Source organism: Microvirga medicaginis (genome assembly GCF_052658925.1).
In genome coordinates this window covers 59754-84171 of the sequence record NZ_JBQWEL010000019.1, presented here as the reverse complement: position 1 = coordinate 84171, position 24418 = coordinate 59754, and the positions used below count along the sequence as shown (strand labels likewise).

21 protein-coding genes are annotated in these 24418 nt (G+C 61.1%); 7 read left to right on the top strand and 14 right to left on the bottom strand.

Annotated features, from left to right (window positions below; translation table 11 throughout):
- Positions 1-178 precede the first annotated feature (178 nt).
- Genes ACUXUR_RS20665 through ACUXUR_RS20655 form a run of 3 tightly spaced genes read left to right on the top strand, consistent with a single transcriptional unit; the run spans position 179 to position 2588 of the window.
- On the top strand, positions 179-901 hold the full coding sequence (locus tag ACUXUR_RS20665) for a PIG-L deacetylase family protein (protein WP_445504242.1): 723 nt from the start codon (positions 179-181) through the stop codon (positions 899-901).
- The gene (locus ACUXUR_RS20660; RefSeq protein ID WP_445504241.1) at positions 898-1590 is read left to right on the top strand and encodes a 4-carboxy-4-hydroxy-2-oxoadipate aldolase/oxaloacetate decarboxylase; all 693 of its coding nucleotides are present in this window, start codon (positions 898-900) and stop codon (positions 1588-1590) included. The genes ACUXUR_RS20665 and ACUXUR_RS20660 overlap by 4 nt, the downstream gene beginning before the upstream one ends.
- A gap of 35 nt (positions 1591-1625) precedes the next feature.
- Positions 1626-2588 (top strand): catechol 2,3-dioxygenase, encoded by a 963-nt coding sequence (locus ACUXUR_RS20655; protein ID WP_445504240.1) that lies wholly within the window; start codon positions 1626-1628, stop codon positions 2586-2588.
- 67 nt (positions 2589-2655) lie between these two features.
- Here ACUXUR_RS20655 and ACUXUR_RS20650 read toward each other — a convergent pair whose 3' ends face one another.
- From ACUXUR_RS20650 to ACUXUR_RS20640, 3 genes are all read right to left on the bottom strand, one after another.
- Positions 2656-3732 (bottom strand): tartrate dehydrogenase, encoded by a 1077-nt coding sequence (locus tag ACUXUR_RS20650; RefSeq protein ID WP_445504239.1) that lies wholly within the window; start codon positions 3730-3732, stop codon positions 2656-2658.
- Between the two features lie 24 nt (positions 3733-3756).
- Positions 3757-4839: a tartrate dehydrogenase gene (locus tag ACUXUR_RS20645; protein ID WP_445504238.1), complete on the bottom strand. Its 1083-nt coding sequence runs from the start codon at positions 4837-4839 to the stop codon at positions 3757-3759.
- A gap of 98 nt (positions 4840-4937) precedes the next feature.
- Entirely contained in the window at positions 4938-5975 is a 1038-nt protein-coding gene (locus ACUXUR_RS20640; RefSeq protein ID WP_445504237.1) for a PdxA family dehydrogenase, read from the bottom strand.
- Between the two features lie 178 nt (positions 5976-6153).
- Here ACUXUR_RS20640 and ACUXUR_RS20635 point away from each other — a divergent pair, with 178 nt between their 5' ends.
- Together ACUXUR_RS20635 and ACUXUR_RS20630 are read left to right on the top strand one after the other, a co-directional pair.
- Positions 6154-7134: an alpha/beta fold hydrolase gene (locus ACUXUR_RS20635; protein WP_445504236.1), complete on the top strand. Its 981-nt coding sequence runs from the start codon at positions 6154-6156 to the stop codon at positions 7132-7134.
- A gap of 2 nt (positions 7135-7136) precedes the next feature.
- The gene (locus ACUXUR_RS20630; RefSeq protein WP_445504235.1) at positions 7137-8711 is read left to right on the top strand and encodes a rhodanese-like domain-containing protein; all 1575 of its coding nucleotides are present in this window, start codon (positions 7137-7139) and stop codon (positions 8709-8711) included.
- Positions 8712-8789: 78 nt separating this feature from the next.
- Here the strand turns inward: ACUXUR_RS20630 and ACUXUR_RS20625 are convergent, their stop codons facing one another.
- Positions 8790-9884, bottom strand: a complete 1095-nt coding sequence (locus tag ACUXUR_RS20625; RefSeq protein WP_445504234.1) for an isocitrate/isopropylmalate dehydrogenase family protein — start codon at positions 9882-9884, stop codon at positions 8790-8792.
- A gap of 164 nt (positions 9885-10048) precedes the next feature.
- The gene (locus ACUXUR_RS20620) at positions 10049-11467 is read right to left on the bottom strand and encodes an MmgE/PrpD family protein (protein WP_445504233.1); all 1419 of its coding nucleotides are present in this window, start codon (positions 11465-11467) and stop codon (positions 10049-10051) included.
- A gap of 144 nt (positions 11468-11611) precedes the next feature.
- On the opposite strand from ACUXUR_RS20620, the gene ACUXUR_RS20615 reads away from it, so the two are divergent.
- On the top strand, positions 11612-12301 hold the full coding sequence (locus ACUXUR_RS20615; RefSeq protein WP_445504232.1) for an FCD domain-containing protein: 690 nt from the start codon (positions 11612-11614) through the stop codon (positions 12299-12301).
- Between the two features lie 52 nt (positions 12302-12353).
- Here ACUXUR_RS20615 and ACUXUR_RS20610 read toward each other — a convergent pair whose 3' ends face one another.
- The 4 genes from ACUXUR_RS20610 to ACUXUR_RS20595 form a co-directional block, all read right to left on the bottom strand.
- Entirely contained in the window at positions 12354-14075 is a 1722-nt protein-coding gene (locus tag ACUXUR_RS20610; RefSeq protein ID WP_445504231.1) for an ABC transporter permease, read from the bottom strand.
- A gap of 47 nt (positions 14076-14122) precedes the next feature.
- Positions 14123-15181, bottom strand: a complete 1059-nt coding sequence (locus tag ACUXUR_RS20605) for an ABC transporter substrate-binding protein (RefSeq protein ID WP_445504230.1) — start codon at positions 15179-15181, stop codon at positions 14123-14125.
- A gap of 12 nt (positions 15182-15193) precedes the next feature.
- On the bottom strand, positions 15194-16258 hold the full coding sequence (locus ACUXUR_RS20600) for an ABC transporter ATP-binding protein (protein WP_445504229.1): 1065 nt from the start codon (positions 16256-16258) through the stop codon (positions 15194-15196).
- 230 nt (positions 16259-16488) lie between these two features.
- Positions 16489-17190, bottom strand: coding sequence for an FCD domain-containing protein (locus ACUXUR_RS20595; protein ID WP_445504228.1), 702 nt, complete (start codon positions 17188-17190; stop codon positions 16489-16491).
- 148 nt (positions 17191-17338) lie between these two features.
- Here ACUXUR_RS20595 and ACUXUR_RS20590 point away from each other — a divergent pair, with 148 nt between their 5' ends.
- Positions 17339-18703: an MmgE/PrpD family protein gene (locus ACUXUR_RS20590; RefSeq protein ID WP_445504227.1), complete on the top strand. Its 1365-nt coding sequence runs from the start codon at positions 17339-17341 to the stop codon at positions 18701-18703.
- Positions 18704-18797: 94 nt separating this feature from the next.
- On the opposite strand, the gene ACUXUR_RS20585 is transcribed toward ACUXUR_RS20590, so the two are convergent.
- The 5 genes from ACUXUR_RS20585 to ACUXUR_RS20565 all read right to left on the bottom strand — a co-directional run bounded on the left by ACUXUR_RS20585 (position 18798) and on the right by ACUXUR_RS20565 (position 24239).
- Positions 18798-20189: an MmgE/PrpD family protein gene (locus ACUXUR_RS20585; RefSeq protein ID WP_445504226.1), complete on the bottom strand. Its 1392-nt coding sequence runs from the start codon at positions 20187-20189 to the stop codon at positions 18798-18800.
- A gap of 39 nt (positions 20190-20228) precedes the next feature.
- On the bottom strand, positions 20229-21776 hold the full coding sequence (locus tag ACUXUR_RS20580; protein ID WP_445504225.1) for a tripartite tricarboxylate transporter permease: 1548 nt from the start codon (positions 21774-21776) through the stop codon (positions 20229-20231).
- A gap of 58 nt (positions 21777-21834) precedes the next feature.
- Entirely contained in the window at positions 21835-22323 is a 489-nt protein-coding gene (locus tag ACUXUR_RS20575) for a tripartite tricarboxylate transporter TctB family protein (RefSeq protein WP_445504224.1), read from the bottom strand.
- Between the two features lie 36 nt (positions 22324-22359).
- Entirely contained in the window at positions 22360-23328 is a 969-nt protein-coding gene (locus tag ACUXUR_RS20570) for a Bug family tripartite tricarboxylate transporter substrate binding protein (RefSeq protein ID WP_445504223.1), read from the bottom strand.
- Between the two features lie 152 nt (positions 23329-23480).
- Positions 23481-24239, bottom strand: a complete 759-nt coding sequence (locus tag ACUXUR_RS20565; RefSeq protein ID WP_445504222.1) for an SDR family NAD(P)-dependent oxidoreductase — start codon at positions 24237-24239, stop codon at positions 23481-23483.
- Positions 24240-24418: the final 179 nt, after the last annotated feature.

Genomic DNA, 24418 nt, shown 5'->3' with positions numbered 1-24418 from the left:
GCGATTCCACGAGGTGGCACCTCGGAAGGGGACAACACTCTTGCCGAAGGGCCCACTCGCTGTTCGAAGGCCGCTCCCTTGCGCATGAAGCTCTGACGCATGTTCCCGAAGGTGCCCGTGATGCGGCCTGACACTTCACTGACATCATCTTCCAGATGTCCTTTCTTTTGAGGCTGATATGAGTAATGGAAAATCCGGACTTGTCGTCACCGCCCACCCTGGCGACTTCGTGTGGCGCGCGGGCGGCGCCATCGCACTTCATGCCCGCAAGGGATATCGCATGAAAATCGTCTGCCTGTCCTTCGGGGAACGCGGCGAGAGCCAATGGGCCTGGAAGAAGACTGATGTGTCGCTGTCCGACGTGAAGGCACAGCGGCGCGAGGAAGCAGCGCGTGCCGCCGAGACTCTGGGTGCGGAGATCGAGTTCTTCGATGCAGGTGACTACCCGCTGCATACGACTCCGGAGATGTTTGACCGGCTCGTCGATATCTATCGCGAGCTGAAACCCTCCTTCGTGCTCACGCACTCGCTGGAAGATCCCTACAACGTGGACCACCCGGAGGCGACACGCTTCGCACAGGAGGCCCGCATTATCGCTCAGGCCGCGGGACATAAGCCGAATCCCGATCTCACCTACAGCGCGCCGCCGGTCTTCCTGTTCGAACCGCATCAGCCCGAGCAATGCAATTACAAACCGAACGTGATCCTGAACATCGACGAGGTCTGGGAAACGAAGCGAAAGGCGTTCGAGATCCTCGCAGCCCAAAAGCATCTCTGGGAATATTACACCCGGGTGGCCTTGAACCGCGGCATGCAGGGCGGCCGTAACTCAGGCCGCGCCATGACCTATGGCGAGGCCTATCAGCGCATCTTCCCCCAGATTGTCGAGGATCTGGCATGAAACCCGTCGTCGTCACCAACACGCCGCGCATCGACCAGAGCATCGTCGGCCAGCTCGCTGAACTCGGCACCGCCACAGCGCACGAGGCCATGGGCCGCGTTGGTCTTATGAAACCCTATATGCGGCCGATCTGGCCAGGCGCTCAGGTGGCCGGAAGTGCCCTGACTGTGCTGGCGCAGCCCGGCGACAACTGGATGATCCATGTAGCCATCGAGCAATGTCGACCGGGCGACATTCTGGTCGTCGCCGTGACCGCCGACAACACCGACGGCATGTTCGGCGATCTCCTGGCGACCTCTCTCAAGGCCCGGGGCGGAATCGGCCTGGTGATCGATGCCGGCGTGCGGGATATCAAGACCCTTGCCGAAATGGGTTTCCCTGCATGGTCCCGCGCCGTCTCCGCCAAGGGAACGGTGAAGGCGACCCTCGGATCGGTCAACGTTCCGGTCGTGTGTGCGGGCGCCTTGGTGCAGCCGGGCGACGTGATTGTCGCGGATGACGACGGCGTCGTGGTCGTGCCTCGCCGCGACGCGGAAGCTGTCGCTGTTGCCGGTGAGGCGCGCGTGACGAACGAAGGTGCGAAGCGCGAGGCTCTCGCCTCCGGCGTTCTCGGCCTCGATCTCTACAAGATGCGCGAGCCGCTTGCCAAAGCAGGCCTGGTTTACGTCGATTACAAGGACGAGGACTGACAGCTGATCAGGCTGCTGCAAAAAGGATAGTGATCATGCGAGCGGAACCCGTTCTCGACCTCGCCCATCTGGGCCATCTCGAACTGCTCACGCCGAAGCCGGAGGAGAGTCTCCGCTTCTTCGTCGACGTCATGGGCATGACGGAGAGCGGCCGACAGGGTGATTCCGTCTATCTTCGCGGTTGGGACGATTACGAGCGCCACACTCTCAAACTCACAGCCTCGAAGAAGTCCGGCATGGGGCATATGGCGTTCCGCGTCCGCAGTCAGCAGGCGCTGGAGCGGCGCGTCGCGGCTCTCAAGGGATCAGGCTACGACATCGGCTGGACGGACGGAGATCTCGGGCATGGACCGGCTTTCCTCTGCCGTGATCCTGACGGGCACATGATCGAGCTCTATTATGAGACGGAGTGGTACGTTCCGCCGCCGGATCTCAAACCGGCCCTGAAGAACCAGGCGCAGCGCTTCCCGGCTCGCGGCGTCAACGTACGCCGCCTCGATCATCTGAATTGCCTCGCATCCGATATTCGAGCGAGCCGCCTCTTCTTCGAGGACTATCTCGGCTGCCGCCTCACCGAACAGATCGTCATGAACGACGGCACCGAGGCAGGCATGTGGATGACCGTCACCAACAAGAGTTACGACTTCGCCTACACCCGCGATCACACGGGAGCGAAGGGCCGCTTCCACCATCTGACCTACGCTCTCGACAGCCGCGAGGACATCCTGAGGGCTGCAGACATCTTCCTCGAGGCTGGCGTTCCCATCGAATCCGGCCCGCACAAGCATGCGGTGCAGCAGACGTTCTTTCTCTACGTCTATGAACCCGGCGGCAATCGCGTCGAGGTCTGCAACGCCGGCGCGCGCCTCATCCTCGCCCCTGATTGGAAGCCGATCGTCTGGACGGAAGAGGAGCGCAAGAAAGGGCAGGCCTGGGGCATGAAGACCGTCGAATCCTTCCACACCTATGGAACCCCTCCCGTGGAGGAGATGGAGTAATCGGCTCTCCTCTTTGTTCTACCGCATTTTCTGATGGCGAACCGGAGCCACTCCGCCGGAAAATGCTCTACTCGTTGGCTCCATAAATCGCCGCGACGACCGCATCCGTCACCTGACGCGTTGTCGCCGATCCGCCGAGATCCGGCGTATGGAGATCGGGATCGGCGGTAACGCGTTCGATCGCCTTCATCAGGCGCTCGGCTGCGTGCTTTTCCCCGAGATGTTCCAGCATCATCGTCGCCGACCAGAAGGTACCGATCGGATTGGCGATGCCCTTGCCGGTAATATCGAAGGCCGAGCCGTGGATGGGCTCGAACATGGAGGGGAACTTCCGCTCTGGGTTAAGATTCGCTGTCGGCGCGATTCCGAGCGAGCCCGCAAGCGCCGCCGCGAGATCGGAGAGAATATCGGCCTGCAGGTTCGTCGCGACGATGGTGTCGAGGGACCAGGGCTTGAGCGTCATGCGCATGGTCATGGCATCCACGAGCATCTTGTCCCACGTCACATCTGGATAATCCGCCGCGACCTCGGCGGCGATTTCATCCCACATGACCATGCCATGCCGCTGCGCGTTCGACTTGGTCACGACGGTGAGCAGCTTGCGCGGACGCGAGCGAGCCAGCTCGAAGGCAAAGCGCATGATCCGCGTGACGCCCGCCCGGGTGAAGATCGTCACTTCGGTTGCGACTTCCTCGGGCAATCCCCTGTGCGAACGTCCTCCTTGACCGGCGTATTCACCCTCCGAGTTCTCGCGGACGATGACCCAGTCGAGATCCTTCGCCTCCACATTCCTCAAAGGACTCGTGATGCCCGGCAGGATCCGGTTCGGACGGACATTGGCATATTGATCGAAAGGCTGGCAGATTGCGAGGCGAAGGCCCCAGAGAGTGATGTGATCGGGCACGTCCGGCGCGCCGACGGCGCCGAAATAGATTGCATCGAAGGGCTGGAGGATCTCGCGGCCGTTCTCCGGCATCATGATACCGTGCCGCTTGTAGTAATCCGAGCCCCAGTCGAATGTCTCGAACGCGAGGTGGAAATGTCCCTCGCGTTCGGCAAACGCGTGCAGAACCTCGACGCCGGCGGCAATGACTTCCTTGCCGATCCCATCGCCCGGAATGGCAGCGATCCTGTAGCTCTTCACGACGATCTCCTCCTATCGAGGCCGTCAGCCGATCGCGTCGGCCACGGCCTTGCCCGTTGTTGTGGTGTCGGCATTGCCGCCAAGGTCACGGGTCCGCAGCGTCCGCTCGCTCAACGTGCGCTCGATGGCCGTCACGATCGCGGCCGCAGCCTCGGTTTCCCCGAGATGCTCCAGCATCATCGCGCCGGCCCAGATCTGACCGATCGGGTTGGCGATCCCCTGCCCTGCAATGTCCGGAGCCGAGCCATGGACCGGCTCGAACAGAGACGGAAAATCGCTGTTCGGATTGATGTTGCCCGAAGGAGCGATCCCGATCGTGCCCGTGCAGGCCGGACCGAGATCGGACAGGATGTCGCCGAACAGATTCGACGCGACGACCACATCGAACCAGTTCGGATGCAGCACGAAATGGGCGGTCAGGATGTCGATATGGTACTTGTCCCATGTCACATCCGGATAGGCCCTGGCCATCTCCTCCACGCGCTCGTCCCAGTACGGCATGGTGATCGAGATGCCGTTGGACTTCGTGGCCGAGGTCAGATGCTTCTTGGGCCGCTTCCGCGCGAGATCGAAGGCGAATTGCAGCACGCGGTCGACGCCGATGCGGGTCATGACGGTTTCCTGAACGACCACCTCGCGCGCGGTGCCGGGGAACATCTTGCCGCCGATGGAGGAGTATTCTCCTTCCGTATTCTCGCGCACGACCCAGAAGTCGATGTCGCCCGGCTGGCGGTTGGCGAGCGGAGACGGCACCCCAGGCATCAGGCGCACGGGCCTCAAGTTGATGTACTGGTCGAACTCGCGCCGGAACTGAAGGAGCGAACCCCAGAGCGAGACATGATCCGGGATCTTCTCCGGCCACCCGACGGCTCCGAAGAAGATCGCATCATGCGAACCGATCTGCTCTTTCCAGTCCTCCGGCAGCATGCGGCCATGCTTTTCATAATAGTCGTAGGACGAGAAGTCGAAGTGATCGAGTTGCAGAGCGAAGCCGAATTTCGATGCGGCGGCTTCGAGCACGCGCACTCCCTCCGGAATGACCTCCTTGCCGATTCCATCGCCGGGAATGACGGCCAGCCGGTACTTTTTCTTCTGATGGAGAGACATCACGACACCTGTGCTTCAATCTGAAGGCCTGAGCTTCCGGTGGCAGGCGCTTCCTCGACCACCGCCAGCGGTCTATCTGTTCAACTCTTAAAGAGTCGTCACGCAGCCGAGCGGTTTCCGTCTGATCCGGCAAGCCTCGCTGCCAGACGCACAGCATTTTCCAGGGCGCCTGTCGACGCAAGGCCCTTGCCGACGATATCGAATGCAGTGCCGTGCGCCGGGGTCGTGAAAACGGCATCGAGACCCGCCGTCACCGTGACGCCACGGTTGAAGCCGCGCAGCTTCGTCGCGATCTGCCCCTGGTCGTGGTACATGGCGACGACCCCGTCATATTCACCGGCGAAGGCTTTGAGGTAAACCGTGTCGGCCGGAAACGGGCCGCGACAGTCGATGCCGTTCTGTGCGGCGGCAGCCACAGCGGGAGCGATGATTTCTATTTCCTCGCTGCCGAAGAGTCCGCCTTCGCCCGCATGGGGATTGAGCGCAGCAACGGCAAGGCGCGGCCGCGCGAATCCTGCGCGCCTCATCGTACGGTCGGCAAGTTGTATGGCATCCGTAATGCTCTGGACATTGATCTGATCAAGAGCCTGACGCAGAGAAACATGAGAGGTCACGCGCGACATCCATTGATTGTCGAGCACGTTCATCTCGGAGAAATAGCCGCGATGGTCCAGGAGGTGAGCGAACATCTTGTGCTCGTCGGGATAACGCCAGCCGCCGGCATGCAGCGCTGCCTTGTTGAGCGGCGCAAAGGTGATCGCATCGACCTCTCTCCGGCGCGCCATCTCGATGGCATGGGCCAGGGTTTCGCCCGTCAGACGCCCGGACTCCGACGATACGACTCCGCGGGGGATATCGGCCGGGTCGATGTTCTTCAAATCGATGACCGGGACTTCCCCACGGCTCCAATCGATCTCTGCAACCGAAGAAACTGCGTACCAGGAGAGAGAGACCCCGGCATCCCGCATGCCCTGCTCCAGCACTCGCGCATCACCGACGACGACCAGGCGGGCTGCATCGTTCAAGCGCCCATCGGACAGGACCCGGGCACATTGTTCCGGCCCTATCCCCGTACAATCGCCGAGCAGCATCGCGATCCGGGGCAGCCTCTGTCCATCAGCATTCAAGGTAGCCACAATCAGTTTCCCTCGTTGAGTCCGCTTCGGGACAGTTCTGATTGAACATCGCCCCGATCCCGCTCCAGCAACCTCCGCCAGAGCATGGCAAGTCGATGGAAATAGTCAATCGAAGATTGTTGACAATTTACCAGAATAGCTCGACGTTGGCGCTACCAGCCAAGTCAGGTGATCAGCCATGAATCATCCCCTGTTCGAGCAAAATGCCTCCATGCCGCCATTGCGGCCCCACGGCAGAACGCTCATGGAAGGCTTCACCTATAAGACGATCAGGACATCCGGCGCCGAGATCCATGTCGCGATTGGAGGAAGCGGCCCGCCGCTCCTTCTCCTCCACGGCAATCCTCTCACGCATGTCAGCTGGCACAAGATCGCTCCGAGCCTTGCGGAGAGCTTCACCGTCGTGGCCCCTGACCTGCGTGGTTATGGCGACAGCTCCAAGCCCGATGGCGGCCCTGATCATGAGGCCTATACGTTCCGGTCCATGGGACAAGACAACATGGAGGCCATGGCAGCGCTGGGCTTCGACCGCTTTTCGGTCGCCGGACACGATCGAGGCGCACGGGTGGCGTTCCGCATGGCTCTCGATCATCCGGGTCGTATCGAGCGCGTTGCCGCTCTGGACATCGTGCCGACCCATCATGTTCTGACCAACGTGACGCTCGGATGGGGGCTGGAATCCTATCACTGGTTCTTCATGGCGCAGAAAGCTCCTTTCCCCGAGAAGCTGATCTGCGCCGATCTCGACTATTACATTCGCTACAAGCTCAACAAGAAAGGCGTGGGACTCGAGATCTTCTCGCCCGAGGCCATGGCCGAGTATGTGCGGTGCACGACTCCGGAGCAGATCCATGCGGTCTGCGAGGATTACCGGGCGACCGTCACACTGGATCTCGCCATGGACCAGGCGGACTTCGGCGTGAAGAAGATCCGCTGTCCCGTCCTGGTGCTGTGGGGATCGAACAGCCATTGCGGCCGGCATTTCAAGCCGCTGGAGGCCTGGGCCCCTTGGGCGCCGGATCTGAGAGGTTGGGCGATCCCCACCGGCCATTATCCGGCAGAGCACCGGCCCGATCTTGTCTATCCTGCGTTCTGGACTTTCTTCTCAGGGGGCGAGCCGCTGCCATTCCTTGAGGAAGCGGCCGAGCCCGCAGCATAATCATGCGACGCATCGATGCCGCTTCAGCCAAAGCGCTGATCCACTCTCCCGGAGAGCTCGCTTTCCTGGATGTGCGTGAGCATGGTCTCTACGGCGAAGGCCACCCTCTCCTGGCTGTGTGGTGTCCATACAGCCGGCTCGAAGTGATGGCGCCATCCCTCGCTCCCAATCCAAGGGTCCCTGTCATCCTGATCGATGCCGGGGATGGCATCGCGGGGAAGGCCGCAGAACGCCTGGAGCAGCTGGGCTACCAGATCGTCATGGTCGTGGCGGGAGGCGTCCAGGGTTGGGAGCAGGCGGGCTTCACTCTTTTCGAGGGCGAGTATGTTCCGAGCAAGACATTAGGGGAGCTTGCGGAGAGCGCCTTCCATCCGGCGACGATTGCCCCTGAGACTCTGGCGGAATGGCAGAGGGAGGGACACGAGCATCTCTTGTTCGATGTGCGTCCACAATCCGAGCATCGCAAGATGACATTGCCGGGCGCACGTTGCTTGCCGAACGGCGAGCTCCCGCACAGGCTTTCAGCTGCCGTTCCCGACACGTCCAAGCCGATTGTTCTCACCTGTGCCGGCCGCACCCGAAGCCTCGTCGGCGCCATCAGCCTGAAACTGCTCGGGATCGAGAATCCTGTCTATGGCCTGCAGAACGGCACACAAGGGTGGACCCTTGCCGGTCTCGATCTCGATCGCGGACGAGAACCTGATGACCTCCCGGCACTGTCTCATACTGACCTCGAGGCGAGCCACCGTCGTGGGCAGGACTTCGCGCGCAAGGCCGGCATCCCCCTCATTGGCACGAGGGAACTTGGCGCGCTTGCTGCGGACAAGAGCCGCACGCTGTATCTGCTCGATGTCCGGAGCGCGGAGGAATTCGCGGCAGGACATGTGAAAGGCGCGATCCATGCGCCATGCGTGCAGATCGTGCAGGCCGCCGATCGATGGATCGGCGTCAGGCGGGCACGGATCGTCCTTGCCGACGACACGGGCCTGCGTGCGTCCCTCGCTGCGTATTGGCTCAAGCTCTTAGGCTACGAGACATACGTGCTGCCGGGTGCGGAGGGTTCCGCTGACACTGAAGAATCGCGGTTCTCCGAACGGAAATCCACGATCCCGCCTCGCACATCACAAGGGATCGCACCGAAAGAAGCGGCGATCATGGCTGCCACGGGAGATGCGATCCTTCTCGACCTGCGATCATCGAGCGAGCACCGCCGGGAGCACCCGGCCGGCAGCCGCTGGGCGATCCGTTCTGAGCTGAACAGCGCTCTTGGATCCTGGAAAGGGCGGATTTGTCTGATCGGAGACGATGATAAGATCGCGGGCCTCGCCGCCATCGATCTTCACGAGATGGGATACGAGGACGTTCTCATCGTGAAGGGCGGCTTCTCCGCCTGGAAGGCCGCGGGACTTGCCACCGATTCGGGCTGGCCCGACCCGGCACTGCAGCCGATCGATTTTCTCGCCTTCGTTCATGACAGGCATGACGGCAATCTCGATGCGGCCCGGCGCTATCTCGCCTGGGAGACCGGCCTCGTGCACCGTCTCGATCCCCAGGAGCGCGCCGAATTTCTGCTGTGAGGATCCTGAGATCCTTCGCAGAGACACGGCAGCCTGCCCCCGCGGCTGCCGTGTCCTGCTCCCACTGCAATCGCAAAGTTATGCGACTGCGCGGGTTTCCTCCTCGATTCCCTGAACGATCGCCCGCGTCATGTCCTCGGTGCGACCACGGCCGCGAATATCCGTCGTGCGGCTCGCCGGGTCCATCAGAGCCCGTGTCGTGGCGCGCTCCATGGAGGCCGCAGCGGCAACGGCTTCGGGAACATTGCGGTCACGTCCCAGCCAGTCGAAGAGCATGCGGGTGGATTCGATCATGGCATAGGGATTCGCGATGCCCTTGCCGGCAATGTCGGGCGCCGAGCCGTGGGTTGCCTGAGCCATGGCGATATTGCCTTCACCGATGCAGAGACCTGGAGCCATACCGAGCCCGCCGACGAGGCCCGCCGCTTCATCGGACAGGATGTCGCCGAACATGTTGGTGGTGACGACGACGTCGAAGCTTTGCGGGTCCTTCACGAGGCGCATGGCGAATGTGTCGACGATCACGTCGTCGACGAGCACGTCCGGATACTCCTTCGCGGCGCGCCGGCACTCCTCCACGAACATGCCGCATCCGAGCTTGAACACGGTGTCCTTGTGAACGAAGGTCAGATGCTTGCGACGATGACGGGCCAGCTCCAGGGCGGCCTTCGCCACCCGATAGCTGCCTGCGCGCGTGATGACGCGGACCGAGATCGTGACATCCTCGGTCGGGCGAAACTCGCCCGAGCCCGCGACCACGTTGCGGTCCGGCTGGAAACCCTCGTTGTTCTCGCGCACGATGATGAGATCAACCCCGTCATGCAGGCAGCCGATATCCGGATAGGATCTGGTGGGCCGCACATTGGCGAAAAGATTGAAATGCTTGCGAAGGATCGGGTGCGGGTTGATCGCACCCGGACCGCGGGGATAGGCACGGTGGCCGATCGGCCCGAGAATCCAGCCGTCGAGGGTCGACAGCGTCTCCAGAGTTCCGTCGGGCAAGGTGGAACCATGGGTGTCCAGAGCGCGCCGTCCGATCGGCATCGGGCGCCAGTCGATGGACAGGTTGTGCCGCCGCGCCGCTGCCTTGGCCACCTCGACGGCGGCCGGAACCACCTCATGCCCGATATCATCGCCCTCCAGAATTCCGATCTTGAGAGTCTTGCTGCTCACTATGTGTCTCCGCGTCCGGACCGGCGATGCCAGACAGCCTGGCACGATGGCGTCCGATGGTGTTGCAATGAAAAAGACAGCGCCATTCCTCCCGGGAGGATTGCGCAGAGTTATGGGTTCGGCTTTGCCGAACCCGATTGTCGTGGAACGGCGAAATGATCCGCTTACGATTCGACGCGCAGCTGGCTCGTCAGCTGATCAATGGATTTCAGCGTCTCGAGATCTCTCACCATGGCGACGACGTCTTCAGCCCGCTGGCGTGGGAAGCGCGCGAACTCCGCGCATTCGCGGAACTTGTCGGCGACCTCGTCATAGGTCATCGGGTTGGAGGGGCTGCCTTTGCCGAAATCGGCGCGGCCGGACACCTTGCGTCCATCCGCAAGCTCGATGTCGATGATCGTCGTCATCTTGTGATAACCGGCGCGCTCGGCCTCGTCATCGACGACGAAGTCGACCTTCTCGATCATCGCCTGCACATCAGGACGCAGAACCACCTCGTCCGTGAATTCGCTCAGGCCCGCCCTCCCCTCGAGCAGGAGGATGGCCATGCAGAACTCCATGGAGAACTTTGCCTGCAGCTCATTGGTCGGGCGATGATGAATCAGAGCATTCGGCATGTTGGAATTGGTGCCGACGCGAACCCGCCTGACATCTTCGGCACGAATTCCATGCTCGCGGATCAGCCTGAGCATTTCAGTCATGCCGGGATGCGTCAGAGAGCCCGATGGATGAGGCTTGATGGAAATGCCGGGATCCGCAAAGGTCCAGGGCGCGCCGAGCTTGCCCACGATGGCATTGGGGTCGAACCCACCGCCTGCAGCCCGGAAGAAACCGCGCGGGGCTTCGAGGATCTTGTCTGTGGCCGTCCAGCCATAATTCGCGAACTGGGCAGCAGCCACGCCGCTCTCGGATGAACGTCCCGCATGGAACGGCTTCGTCATCGTGCCGAAGTTTTCGCGTAGGCCTGCGGACTGACTGCCGGCAATCGACAGGGCCCGGTTCGTCGTTTCCGCATTCAGCCCCATCAGGCGAGACGAGGCCGCCGCCGCGGCGAATGTTCCGCAGGTTGCGGTTGCGTGGAAGCCTGTCTGGTAATGGCGGGGATTGATGGCCTCTGCGATCTTGCATTCGACCTCGACGCCCAGATGATAGGCCAGCATGACGGAACGCCCGTCCGCGCCGACCATTTCACCGACCGCAAGGGCTGCCGGAAGCGCAGGCGCGGTGGGATGGGTCAGAAGGCCATAGACGCGGTCGGCCGCGACGGCCAGCTGAGTATCATCGTAATCGTCCGCATGGACTCCCACGCCATTGGCGAAGGCGGCGAACCGAGGCGCAACCCGCAGAGACGTGCCGATGACAGTCGAGGGACCGGCTGCCAGTCCGAGATCAGCCAAATGGCGGCGGACCAGTTCACCCGATTTTGCAACGGAGCCCGAAAGGGCAAGTCCGATTCCATCGAGGATGGACTTCTTGCCGAGTTCAGCCACGTTCTGCGGAAGATCCGCGGCCGTCGTGTTGCAAATGAAATCAGCGACGTACCACGTGAGCGCCCGATCCGCGGTTTCCACCTTCGTGTCCATACTCTTCCTTCCCTCGTATCTGCCCTTTGGGCCCTTTTGCTCTCTGAACATTTGATATTCATTGTTTATTGTCAACAATCTTTTGCAGACTGGCATTGGAATGCGGTATCATCTAAAGGAAAGATCAACACAGGTGGTGGCACGATGGATACGACCTTAGATCCAGGAGTTGGTCTCCGAATCCGGCGAACGGAATCCTTGACCTCCCTCATCCGGCGCGAGCTTGAGCGCATGATCGAGGTTGGTGAACTCAAGGCCGGCGATCGCCTCAATGAGAATGCGCTCGCAGCGAAGCTCGGCGTGAGCCGTGGTCCGGTGAGGGAAGCATGCCGGGGCCTCGAACAGAGCGGTCTCGTTCACGTCATCGTCAATCGGGGCGTGTTCGTCCGGGAAATCAGCAACCGTGAAGCCGCCGAACTCTACGATATCCGCGCTGCGCTCTACGCACTCGCGGGCAGGCTCCTGGCTGCGAAGATCACCAAGAAGCAGGTTTCGGAACTGCGACGCATGGTCAGGGAGATGGAAGAGGCCGCCGACAAGGGTGAACTCAACGTCTTCTACCCGCTCAACGTACGCTTCCATGAGGCGATCGTTCAGTTCAGCGGCAATGGGCGCCTCCTCAGCATGTGCACCTCGGTCCATCGTGAGATGCACCTGTTCCGGCGCCGGACGCTCGACATGCCAGGCCGGATGAAGATCTCCAATGCCGAGCACGCGAGCATCGTCGATGCGCTCGAAGCGAAGCACGGCGATCGAGCGGCGCGGCTGATGGAAGATCATGTTCTGAAGAGCCGCGAGCTTCTCTTTGGTCCCATGGGGACACCGGCCGACTGAGCTGTCGGGCTCAGCCGGCCAGGCCTTCGCATTTCCAGGCTTGGCTTCACATTTAACGTGCAGCTGGCAGGCGCTGCCCGCCCAGTACGGGAAGCCGGTTGGCAATGATGACCACGGCGAACGAGATCACGAGCAGCATGATCCCGAGGACGGAGATCGCGCCGAGATCGCCGCTTTCATTGAGGTCATAGATGATGACGGAGACGAGCTTCGTCTCGGCCGTCGTCAGCAGGATCGTCGCCGAGAGCTCACGGATGGTGCCGATGAACACGAAGCACCAGGTGGCAACGACATTCGAGCGGAGCAGCGGAGCCGTGATGAGCCGCAGGGTGGTCATCCGGGTCCCACCCAGGATGCGGCTCGCCTCCTCAAGCTCGGGATGCACACTTTTGAAGGCCGATGACAGCTGCTGATATCCTGCGGGCATCTCGATCGTCAGGAAGGCGATGAGAAGGATCCAGAGGGTTCCGTAGAGCATCAGGCTCGGGTTGGAGTAGCTCAGGAACAATCCGACGCCGAGAACGATGCCGGGAATGGCGACAGGTGCCGTCGCCAGGTACCCGAGAAACTGGCTTCCCGGGACGGATCGCCGGGTCACCAGATAAGCGACCACCAGAGCCATCGCCGTCCCGATCGTCGCGGTGAGGAAGCCGAGCAGGAACGTGTTGCGGAGTGCGAGCTTCGTGGCCGAGAACTCGAAGAAGACGAAGTTCACGTGATGCAGCGTGAAGCTGCTCCAGGTGAGCGGCTCGGCAACTGTGCGCGTGAGAGCCGTCTTCAGCAATGCCGCATAGGGAAGAAGAACTGTCAGAAGCAGCACGAACACCACGAAGGCAATCGCGAGCCAGCGCCAGCGCCCGAGCTTGGCGATCCGAGGATCACTGCTCTTGCCGCCGAGGGTGGTATAGCCGCGACGCCCGAGAATCCGTGCCTGTCCCCAGAGGAGCATGATGGTGACGATGAGCAGCGGCAGGGCCGCAGCCGCAGCAAGTCCGGGCTTGGGCGGATACTGGAACAGGCTCCAGATCTTCGTGGTGATCACATGAAATCCAGCCGGGAGAGCCAGAATCGCCGGCGACCCGAACATGGTGAGCGCCTGAAGAATAGCGATCATCGTTCCGGCCAGGATGGCTGGGAGAACGAGAGGAATCGTCACCCGCCGCAATGTCGTCGAGAGATGCCCGCCCAGCATCGAGGACGCGTCTTCAAGGTCGGACGGAACACGCTCCAAAGCATTCACGACCAGGGTGAAGACGTAAGGAAACGTGTAGCATGCGATTGCGAACACCAAGCCTTCGAACGTATAGATGTCGACGAGATATTCGTAAGGCTGCAGGCCGAGGAGGCTGCGGTACGCCACGTTGATGAGACCGCTGTTGGGAGCGGCCAGGATCTCCCAGGCAATCGCCCCCAGAAACGGTGGCGTCACGAAGGAGGCGGTGACGAGCGCTCGTATCGCCGTGCGCCCGGGCAGATCCGAGCGCGCGACGAGCCATGCGAGCGGTGTCGCGATGATGCAGGAAAGGACCCCGACGCCGAGGGCCATCCCAAGCGCCGTCAGAAACGGACGGCGCAGGGTTGGATCGGTCACCAGGGCCGAGAAGTTGGCCAGGGTGAACTGGCCGTTCTGATCCAACAGGCTGTAGTAGGCGAGCCAGAACAGGGGCAGGACGACAAGAAGGCCCAGCGCCAGTACCAGCACGATGAAGATCGGTCGAGACAAGTCGATGCGTCCGCGCCGTGCCGGCATCGGAAGTGAGATCGAGACGGTCATTCACTGCTCCGGAAAATCTAACCCGCACTCCTGCCGAGGATGGATGCTCAGGTGCCGAAGTTCACCTCGTACTTCTTCTTGATCTCCTCGATCTGTGGCTCGAGCTTCGCCGGATCGGAGTAGAGAATCTTGATCTTGGACAGAGGAGTGCGCCCCTCCTTCTCCTTGACCTCCGGATGGAACGACCGCAGCCCGCCGACATCGCTGATCAGCTGCTGAGTGTCGCGGGAGAACAGGAACGCATAGAAGAGCTTCGCGGCATTCGGATGAGGAGCATTCTTCAGAAGACCCGCATGCCCGATGGCGATCGGCGTGCCTTCGGTGGCGTAGACGATCTCGACAGGCACGCCCGACTCCTTGAGCATGAACATGTTGTACTCGTTGCCATCGGCCATGACGGAGCGCTCGCCCTGAGCCAGCTTCTTCGGCGGCTCGGTGGAGGACTGCACCTGCATGACGCGCTGCTTTCCGAGCTTCTCGAAATAATCCCAGCCAAGGGCTTCGCTCAGGGCGTGCGTACCGGTCATGATGGTGCCGCTGTAGCCGGGATGCGCCTTGACGATCCGGTTGCGCCACTTGGGATCCAGAAGATCCGCATGGCTCTTGGGCGCTTCCTCCTTTTTCACCTGCTGTGTGTTGTAGCCGATGACCGAAAGATGCGCGCGGTAAGCGGCGAACTGCCCGTCGGGATCCTTCACCTGAGCCGGCCATGATTTCGCGACGTCGCTCGGAACCGCCGGCTGCAGCCAGCCCTGCCGTTTGAACAGGAGGAAATGCACGGCGTCGGAGGTCTCGATCACGTCGGCCTTGTGAATGCCTGAGCCGTATTCCTGGCTGATGCGCTGGAAGACGCGCTCGGAACCAGACCGCTCGACCTGCACCTTGATACCGGGATACTTGGCTTCGAAAGCATTACCGACTTTTTCCGAAACCTGCACGTCTGTCGCCGTGTACCAGACGACAGTTCCCTCTTTCTTGGCCGCGTCGATCATCTCCTGATTAGGCTCATAAGGAGCCGGTGCCTGCGCCCAGGCGAGACCACCGGCACTGAGGAGCGCGAGGCCGCTGACGAGCGCTCCGCTCAGAACAGTTCTGCGTTTCATCATGTCTTTCCTCCCTTAATGTGCGAGCGCGCGGCAGTGCTCCGGCGGAAGATGGAGCCAGACCGGTTGCCCTTGTGGGACAGCGATGTCCGCCGGCGTGACCGTGCGGATCGCCTCCCCATTGCTCAGCGTGACCAGATAGTCGCGGTGAGATCCGAGATAGACCTGACGGGTGACCGTGCCGGGCACCCAATTCGTTTCACCAGACGCGGGAGCGGTGGTGGCGAGATTGATATCGTGGTGTCGGATGGCGACCGAGGTGGGACCCTGAGCGGCGAAGTCGCCGCTTCCACAGCGCAGCACGACGCCTCCCACATCCACAGCATCGCCGGGCAGGCGCTCGCCCTTCAGAACGTTGGCGCCTCCGATGAATTTCGCGACGAATTCCGAGCGCGGTCTCTTGTAGATATCTTCCGGAGAACCGGCCTGCTCGATGCGTCCCTGGTTCATCACGACGATCAGATCAGCGGTCGTCATGGCCTCGGATTGGTCGTGCGTCACGTAGACAGTGGTGTATCTGTACTGGTCGTGGAGGCGCCTGATCTCGAAACGCATCTCCTCGCGAAGATTGGCGTCGAGGTTGGACAAGGGCTCATCGAGCAGCAACGTCTCCGGCTCAACCACAAGCGCACGGGCGAGAGAAACGCGCTGCTGCTGGCCACCGGACAACTCACCGGGATAACGGTCGGCAAGAGGCTTCAGCTTCGCGACATCGAGAATGCTCTCGACGCGCCGGACGATCTCTTCGCGGGGGAGTTTCCGCAGACGCAGCCCATAAGCGACGTTCTCGAACACCGTCATGTGCGGCCAGAGCGCATAGCTCTGGAAGATCATCGACATGTTGCGCCGCTCAGGCGGCTCGCTACGCCCCGGAGACGAGATCGTGCGCCCGCCAACCCTGATCTCGCCTTCGCTTGGTTCCACGAAACCGGCGATCAGGCGCAGGGTCGTGGTTTTCCCACAGCCGGATGGTCCCAACAGACAGACCAGAAGGCCTTTCGCGATCGCGAGATTGACATCGTTGACCGCAGCGAATGTGCCGTATTTCTTGGAAAGACGCGTCAGCTCGACGTAGCTCATCTCACCTCCCTCTTTAGCCGGCATGCCGGCCAGCACCTCTTTGGGTGCCCTAAGGTGAGCTTCAGCGACATATCCTAGATTGTCAACAATTTACTTTCCGCAAGTCTGCCTGCTCACTTAGAGGGAGTTTGGCTTCGCTGAAATGTGAACGAGCAGGAATACGGTTGGATCAAGACCCCGAGCCGGCGCGTCCCGCTATCTCATTTTCCAATGGGATAGCGGGATAATGCTCAGATCCGGTCTGGCTTGCCTGCCTCAGCGTCCATGACGCTCAGCAGGCGATCCCGCGCTGAGACGACATGCCGGCAATGTGCCTCGTGAGCCCAGACCGGATCTCCGGCCGCGATGGCCGACAGCATCTCACGGTGCTCCTTGTTCGAGACGCCGAGACCTCCACCCTGGACGAGACTGCGGGCTCGAAACAGATGCAGCTTTTTGACGAAGCTCCGGTATTGCTGCGCAAGCATGGCATTGCCGGCAGAATCCACGATGAATTCATGAAAGGACAGGTTGAGCGGATAATAAGCATCGAAGTTGCGCTCCCGGGAGGCTTCCTCCATCCCGATGACGAAACCGTTCAGACGCTCAAGCTGATCTGCTGTGACCCGCTCGGCGAGAAGCTTTCCGGCGAGGCCGAACAGCGCAGAACGGATCTCGTAGACCTCCCTCACCTCCTGCACGGACAGGCGGCGAATGAACGAGCCCCGGTTCCGAACCGAGACGATGAGTCCCGAACCTTCCAGGGCACGGATCGCCTCCCTGACCGGACCTCTGCTCGTCCCCAGCTCCGACGCCAATTTGTTCTCGTTGATCCGCTCACCGGGGGAGAAGCGCCCATTGAGGATCAGGCGTTCGACTTCGCGCTCTACGACGGCAGCGAGGGACGATGTGCGAAGGACGGCCAGTTCTTCTGAGGGAGAGCGCAGCATCATAGGACGGGACACCTTCGGCATGGAGGCAAGACTCGCTCAGGATAGAGCATTTTTCGTTAACTGTTGACAATTTTTTCGGGACCCTCCATCACCAAAGGAAGCACAATCGGAGCCGCGTCCGCTTCGGGTTAGTTGGAGAACAGAAAAGATGGATTCCGCAGTTATCGACCGGTCGAAGGTCACACAGGTTCTCGCGAACTTCGTCGTCGCGTCGAAGGCCGATGACATACCCGAGGCCGTCTATACAGAAGCAGTTCGCTCGTTCCTGAACTGGGCCGGCTGCGCTGTCGGCGGCTCGATTCATTCGACCCTCGACCGCACGCTCGCCGCGATCCGCCCCTTTGCAGGCCAGGGACAGGCGACGGTTCTGGGTCGGGGCGACAAGCTCGATCTGCTCCACGCCGCGCTGCTGAACGGCATCTCGTCACACGTGTTCGATTTCGATGACACGCATCTGAAGACGATCATTCACCCCGCCGGACCGATCGCGTCGGCCCTCCTTCCGCTCGCCGAAACGCGCCCCATGAGCGGCCGGGAATTCCTGCATGCCTTTATTCTTGGCGTCGAAGTGGAATGCCGCATCGGCAATTCCGTCTACCCGGAACACTATGACCGCGGTTGGCACATCACGGGAACGACGGGTGTCTTCGGCGCGGCGGCTGCAGCCGGCAAGGTTCTGGGCCTGAATGCGCAGCAGATGACGTGGGCGCTCGGCATTGCGGCGACTCAGTCGTCGGGGCTTCGTGAGATGTTCGGCACAATGTGCAAGCCGTTCCATCCGGGACGGGCCGCTCAGAACGGGCTTCTCGCGGCTCATCTCGCGGCCCAGAACTTTACCAGCTCCGAGCGAGGCATCGAGGCGCCACGAGGCTTCGCGCATGTGCTGTCGACGAAATTCGACCCTGCCGAGATCACGGAGAGGCTGGGAGAGACCTGGGAGATTGCACTCAACACCTATAAGCCCTTCGCCTGCGGAATCGTGATCCACCCGGCTTTGGATGGCTGCATTCAGCTGAGAAGTGCCCATGGCCTGACAGCAGAGAATATTGCCTCGATCGAGTTGAAGGTTCATCCCCTCGTGCTCGAGCTGACCGGCAAAACCGAACCCAGGACCGGCCTCGAAGGAAAGTTCTCGGTTTACCATTCCTGCGCGGCAGCGATCGTCTATGGCCGTTGCGGGGAACATGAATATGCGGACGAGGTGGTGACGGACCCCAAGATCGTCGCCTTGCGCCGCAAGGTGAGGGCCGAGGCGGAGAAAGGCATTCACGAGGATCAGGTCAAGGTCACGATCACCACGACGGATGGGAAGGTTCACGAACTTTTCGTCGAGCACGCGATCGGCAGCCTTGATCGCCCGATGAGCAATGAAGAGCTCGATGGAAAGGTGCGCGACCTCTGCGAACCCGTTCTGGGAACATCGGGCGCGGATCGTTTCATCGCCCTGTGCCGGGATGTTGCGAACGCGTCCTCGCTGATGCCGGTCATCGAAGCGGGCGTCCCGTCGCGGTAAGCTCAAAGATTCAGGGCAGGCCTCGGTGAGGACCTGCCTTCATCGTCTACTTCTATGAACAAGCGCGGACGATACCTCCGCGCTTCTTTCATGTTCAGCCGCGAAAGGCCTCGATTCCGGCAAGACTCGGAGCCTCGAAGAGACGCTCGCACCATCGCGAGAGAGCGTCCGCCTGGGACGGCATCCAGCCGCCATACCGCGTATTCGCGTAGAACTTCGCAAGGATCTCATCACGGGACAGCGGCTCTCGCGCACCGCCGCGCATGTGGGGCTGATGCGCACTTCGAACGCTCCCGTCCCTCAATCTCGCGATGACGGTTCCGGTATAGTTTTTCGGATACTCGTCATTCGGGTCGATCTCGTATCGGACCTTTCCTGCGAGCGCCAGAACCTGGGGATCCCGAATCCTCTCCTCGGTAAACTGACCAAGCCCGGCCGCCTGGTCGACGAGGCCGGCTGCAACACCGAAGGGAACGCTGAACTTCGCGGAATATGGGGTCGATGGACGACGCTTCTCCGCAAGAGGCTCCCACAGCCGGTGCACGGTTCCCTCTCCGACCTTGCAGAGAACGTCCTCGATGTCCTCGGGCTTCACACCCTCCCGCGCAAGACGGATAGCGCAGTCGATGAACGGTTGAACCATCGTGCCGCAGGCATAAGGCTTGAAGGCAATACGGCTGGCCTTCCAGTCGCGCCCCAGATCGGATGTGATGCGCGAGTAGTCCGGCGCGATGTCCGGAACACCAAAAGCAAAGAAGAAGCCGTGCTCACCTTCGAAAACAGTTCGCGGTCCTTTGAATCCTGCGCGCCCAAGCAATGCAGCACGCAATCCCGCCTGAGCAGCCCAGCCTGGGTGGATGCGCTTCGTCCAGGTTCCTTCCGCCAAGTATTCGATAATGCCCGAGGCGAAGCTCGCAGCGACGCCGAGCGAATCAACAAGCTGAGTTGGCGTCAGGCGCAGCGCCGTGCCGACTCCGGCAGCGGCACCGATGGCGCCAATGATCGCTGTCGGGTGGAAACCAGCCCGGTGCTGTGCCGTCGGCGCGACAATGGCCATGCGGCACATCAGTTCCGCGCCAACTGCTATTCCTCGCAACGCATCGGAGCCCGTTCTTCCATGACGCTCGCAAGCAGCCAGCACGGCCGGTACGATGACTGCGCTGGTATGCACGGGCGTGCCCTCGAAAGTGTCGTCATAATCCTCACCGTGGGACGCCGTTCCGTTGATCAAAGCCGCGCCGGCTGCATCATAGCTGCGCGCATGGCCGAAAGCCGTGCAGGAACCCGCACCTTCCCAGGCGGATGCGATAGCTTGAACGTAATCCTCGTGACGGGCCGAGACGGCCAATCCTGCATGGTCGATGAGGGCCGCTGTTGCAGTGTCCCGAAGTTCCTGCGGGAGAGAAGCATCGTCCAAGGCCGAGGCCCAAGCTGCAAACTGTTCCGCAAGCGCCTGCCCGGGTGGAGGCGTGTTCTCTTTTGCCATAACGTCTTTCTCCGTATCGTCAGGAGTGAATCCATTTTGTCAGGAAGGAAACGATGCCGGATCCTGCTTGCTGTCCTGGACCTGCGGCTCGGACAGGACAATCGGGTTCCGGTAGCGGCGAAACTCTCTCAAGGCGGAGAAGAAGATGATGAGAGCCGCACAGGTCAGAAGGCCGAGGCTGACGTTATCCTGCAGGAAGACGATGTGGTCCCCGTTGGTGATCAGCAGCGCGCGACGGTAATTGGATTCGATCATGTATCCGAGCACGAGGCCAAGGATCAGGGGCAGGTGCGGGAAACCGAGCACACGCATCACGTAACCGACGATGCCTGCCGCAAGAACGATCGAGAGATCGAAGAGGCTGTGATCGATCGAATAGACGCCTGACACCACCAGGCCGAAGATGGCGGCCATGAGGTATGGCTTCGGCCGCTGCACGAGCCAGATGCAAGGTCCGAGGATCACGATGCCGAGAAGGAACATCATGATGTTTGCCGTGAAGAGGCCACCGAACAGGCCATAGACGATGTCGGGATTGCTCGTGAACAGTAGCGGACCCGGCTGCAATCCGTGAATGAGAAAGCCACCGAGAAGAATGGCGGTCGAGTTCGAGCCCGGAATACCGAAGCTCAATGTCGGCACGAGCGCGGTCGCAGACACGACGTTGTTGGCAGTCTCGGGCGCGATGACGCCCTCCTCCGATCCTTTGCCGAATTTCTCGGGCTCTTTCGACCAGCGGCGAGCTTCGTTGTAGGACAGGAAGGCTGCAACGGAACCACCCCCGCCAGGAATTACGCCTTCAATGGCTCCCAAGACACAGCCGATCCCCTGCGCCTTGCGCAGACGCCACAGGGTCGAAAGGTTGGGAAGTTTGAGCCGCGCTTGAGTGGTATCTGGCTTGCTGCCCTCCGTCCAGCGTTCCTCTCCGGCTTGCGTCATGAGCTCCGCAACCGCGAAGATGCCGAGCATGATGAGAATGAAGTGAATTCCTTCGAGCAGATTGGGATTTCCGAAAGTGAACCTGCTCACACCTGAGATCGGGTCCGTGCCGACGGTGGCGATCATCATGCCGAGAACGCCGGAAATAAGACCTTTCAGGAGCGCGCCTTCCGACAAGGATCCGATGATGCTGATGCCGAGAATACCGAGAGCAAAATAGGCTGGCGGCGTGAAGATCAGCGCGAGACTCGCAAGCGGTTCTGTCAGTGTCGACAGCAGGATGAGGCCGAACAAGCCGCCGATCGTCCCGCCGACAAGCGAGAGGCCCAAAGCCTCACCGCCCCGCCCCTGACGCTGCATCTCATATCCATCGATTACCGTCGCCGCGGCGGAGTTCGTGCCGGGAGTTCTGATGAGAATGGCCGGAATGGAGCCGCCATATTCAGCCCCCACATAGACAGCTGCGAGCAGGACCACTGCGACGAGTGGCGACAGATTATAGGTGAACGGCAAAAGCAGAGCCATCGCGATCGAAGGCGAGATACCCGGGAGAGCCCCGCCGAGGATGCCCCACAGGACGCCCCCTAGAGCGGCTGCCAGAACGGGCATGGATATTACTGCTTGCCAGGCGTAGGAGAGGCCGTCCATGGATACGCTCCTGAGACGAATGAAAGAATGGGTGCCAACCGACTGTCGACGCCCATGCTCAGCCAATGAGACTCGGCCAGATCCCTGCCGGCAGAGGAACGTCCAGAAGCCTGACGAACAGCAGGTAAAATCCGATCGAGCCGAGAACGGCGAACAAGAGCAGTCCGCGGGAAGGACGCTTGCCGTTATAGAGAGCAACGCTCAGCAACAGCAGAGCAATGCTCAGGATGTAACCAAGATAAGGAATGACCGCGACATAGACGGCTCCGAGAACAATCATGCCGATTGCCCTGAGGTGGCGTGTGTAATCCACCGCCCTGGGTTCGCGCCCGGGCGCTATGACAGGTCCCGCCATCCGCGCCGTCAGCAACGTCTGGGCAATGTAGCCGACCGACAGAACACCCAATGCGATCGCCAGCATCTTCGGGAGACCATCCGCACCCACGCTGCCGCCGAGGCGGCTTTTCGGGATTGCATCAGCGCCCAACCAGAAAATCACCGAGAACACGAGAAGAAGAATCCCTGTGATCAAATTGCTGCGCATCATCACTCTCCCGAAAAGCCTCACGGATCACTGCGCAGATCACTCGGTCGTGATGCCGTACTTCGTGAAGAAGGCTTTCTGTCCTTCCGCAAAATCAGCGATGAACTTCTTGTATGTGGCTTGGTCCATATAGGCCGGGATGAGAGCATCCTTCTCATACCAGGCCTTGAATTTCGGGTCCTGAAGCACCTTCTGGGTCGCATCTTCCCACGCCGCTACGATCTCGCGCGGAAGCCCCTTCGGTCCCGCGATGCCACGGAACTTGCGGACAACGAGATTCATTCCCTGCTCCTTGGCAGTGGGCACATCGGGGAATTGCGGCAGTCGCTGTTCGGTGTAGGTCGTGATCACCCGGATCTTCTTGGCGTCGATCTGTCCGCGTAATTCGGCGACCTCGCCGATACCGACATTGGATGTGCCGTTCAGAACGCTCAGCATCACGTCGCCACCGCCGTCATGCGTGATGATGGTCATTTCCGTGCCGGTCTCGGCCTTGAGCTGCTCCATGACCTGACGGTCGAGGGAGCCCGGCGTGCTGACGCCAACACGCACCTGGTTCGGGCGTTTCTTGGCATCCTCGACGACATCCTTCAGCATCTTGTAGGGGCTATCCGCACGCACGAAAACGATCTGCGGATCCTGGAAGAGGTTCACGACCGGATCGAGATCCTCGAACGTCTTCTCAGGTTTGCTGAGCAGCGACGTGTTGATGTAGCTGGGCGTCGTTCCATAGAAGACGCTGCCATCCGCAGGCGATCCCGCGAGATAGGCCACGGCCTTGGCGCCGGCACCGCCGCGAACGTTCTCGACGACGAAGGTGACGTTCATGATGGGCGAGAGATGCTTGATCAGCTCGCGCAGGAAGACATCAGTCCCGCCTCCAGGACTGGAATGCGTTACGAGCTTCACGGTCTTGTGCGGGTATTCAGCAGCAAGAGCGGGTTGCACCAACAGGCCGACAACCGCCAAGCCTGCGCAGAATGCTGTTTTTAGCCGAGAGAATGTCACCGTTTCCTCCTTGTTCATCGAAGCCGCCTTTTCGGCGGTCTATGGGTCAGCTTATTTTGCTAACTGTCGACAATTTGAGATACCACACCAGTCCCGATTGAATGGCAAGAGCTATTCTGGAACTTGCTGCCGTTACGGCACAGCTAGCCGGCCTACGGCATGTACAGGCCACCATTCACATGGATGGTCTGGCCGGTAATGAAACCACCGGTTGGCAGGCACAGGGTTCGCACAACCTCCGCCACATCTTCCGGCGCGCCATCATGGCCGACCAGAGGCTGCCCTCCGCCCGGGAGCGACACGCTGTGCCCTGAGGTTGCCGAGCGCTTGCCGCCGATCTTGCCGGGTACGACGCAGTTGACCGTGATGCCTTGTGCAGCGAACTCGACCGCAAGCGCACGGGTCAGTCCTGTCAGGCCACTTTTGGCAGCTGCCACATGAGCGCGGTTGTAAGCCCCCGTATGCGCGCTCACCCCACCGATATTGATGATGCGTCCATGTTGTGAGCGGACCATGTGAGGGAGAACGGCGCGAGATCCCAGGAAGGCTCCTTCGAGGATGACGCCCGTGATCTCACGCCACTCGGTCAGCGTCATCTCCGTGAACGGCACCTCCCGGCGGATCGCTGCATTATTGACGAGAATGTCGATCCGTCCAAACGCCTCCATGGTCGCCGAAACCATTCCGGCGACAGCCTCTTCATCCGTGACATCCGCAATGTGAACCATGGTGCGCCCGCCGACCGCCTCGATCTCTCGTGCGGTGGCTTCGGCCTCGTCTCGCGAAGAGCGCGCGTTGATAACGATCGCAGCGCCCTCGCGGGCCAGGGACATCGCAATGGCTTTGCCTATGCGTCGCACGCCGCCTGTCACGATGGCAACCTGCCCATCAAGCAGTTTACTCTCTGCCACAGCTTCCTCCCCGTTCGCTCCGTTCGCCCGAACCCAAGCTCAGCGGCCTTGCTGGACGATTCATTGATCCTGTCACAGGAGCTTTCCGCTCTCTTCCCAAGAGCCAAGGCGAATTCGTCGCAAGCCCCCTCAACGAACTCTTTGCCTCAAGTCCCGGCCCCAAGTCCCGGCGGCCTCGC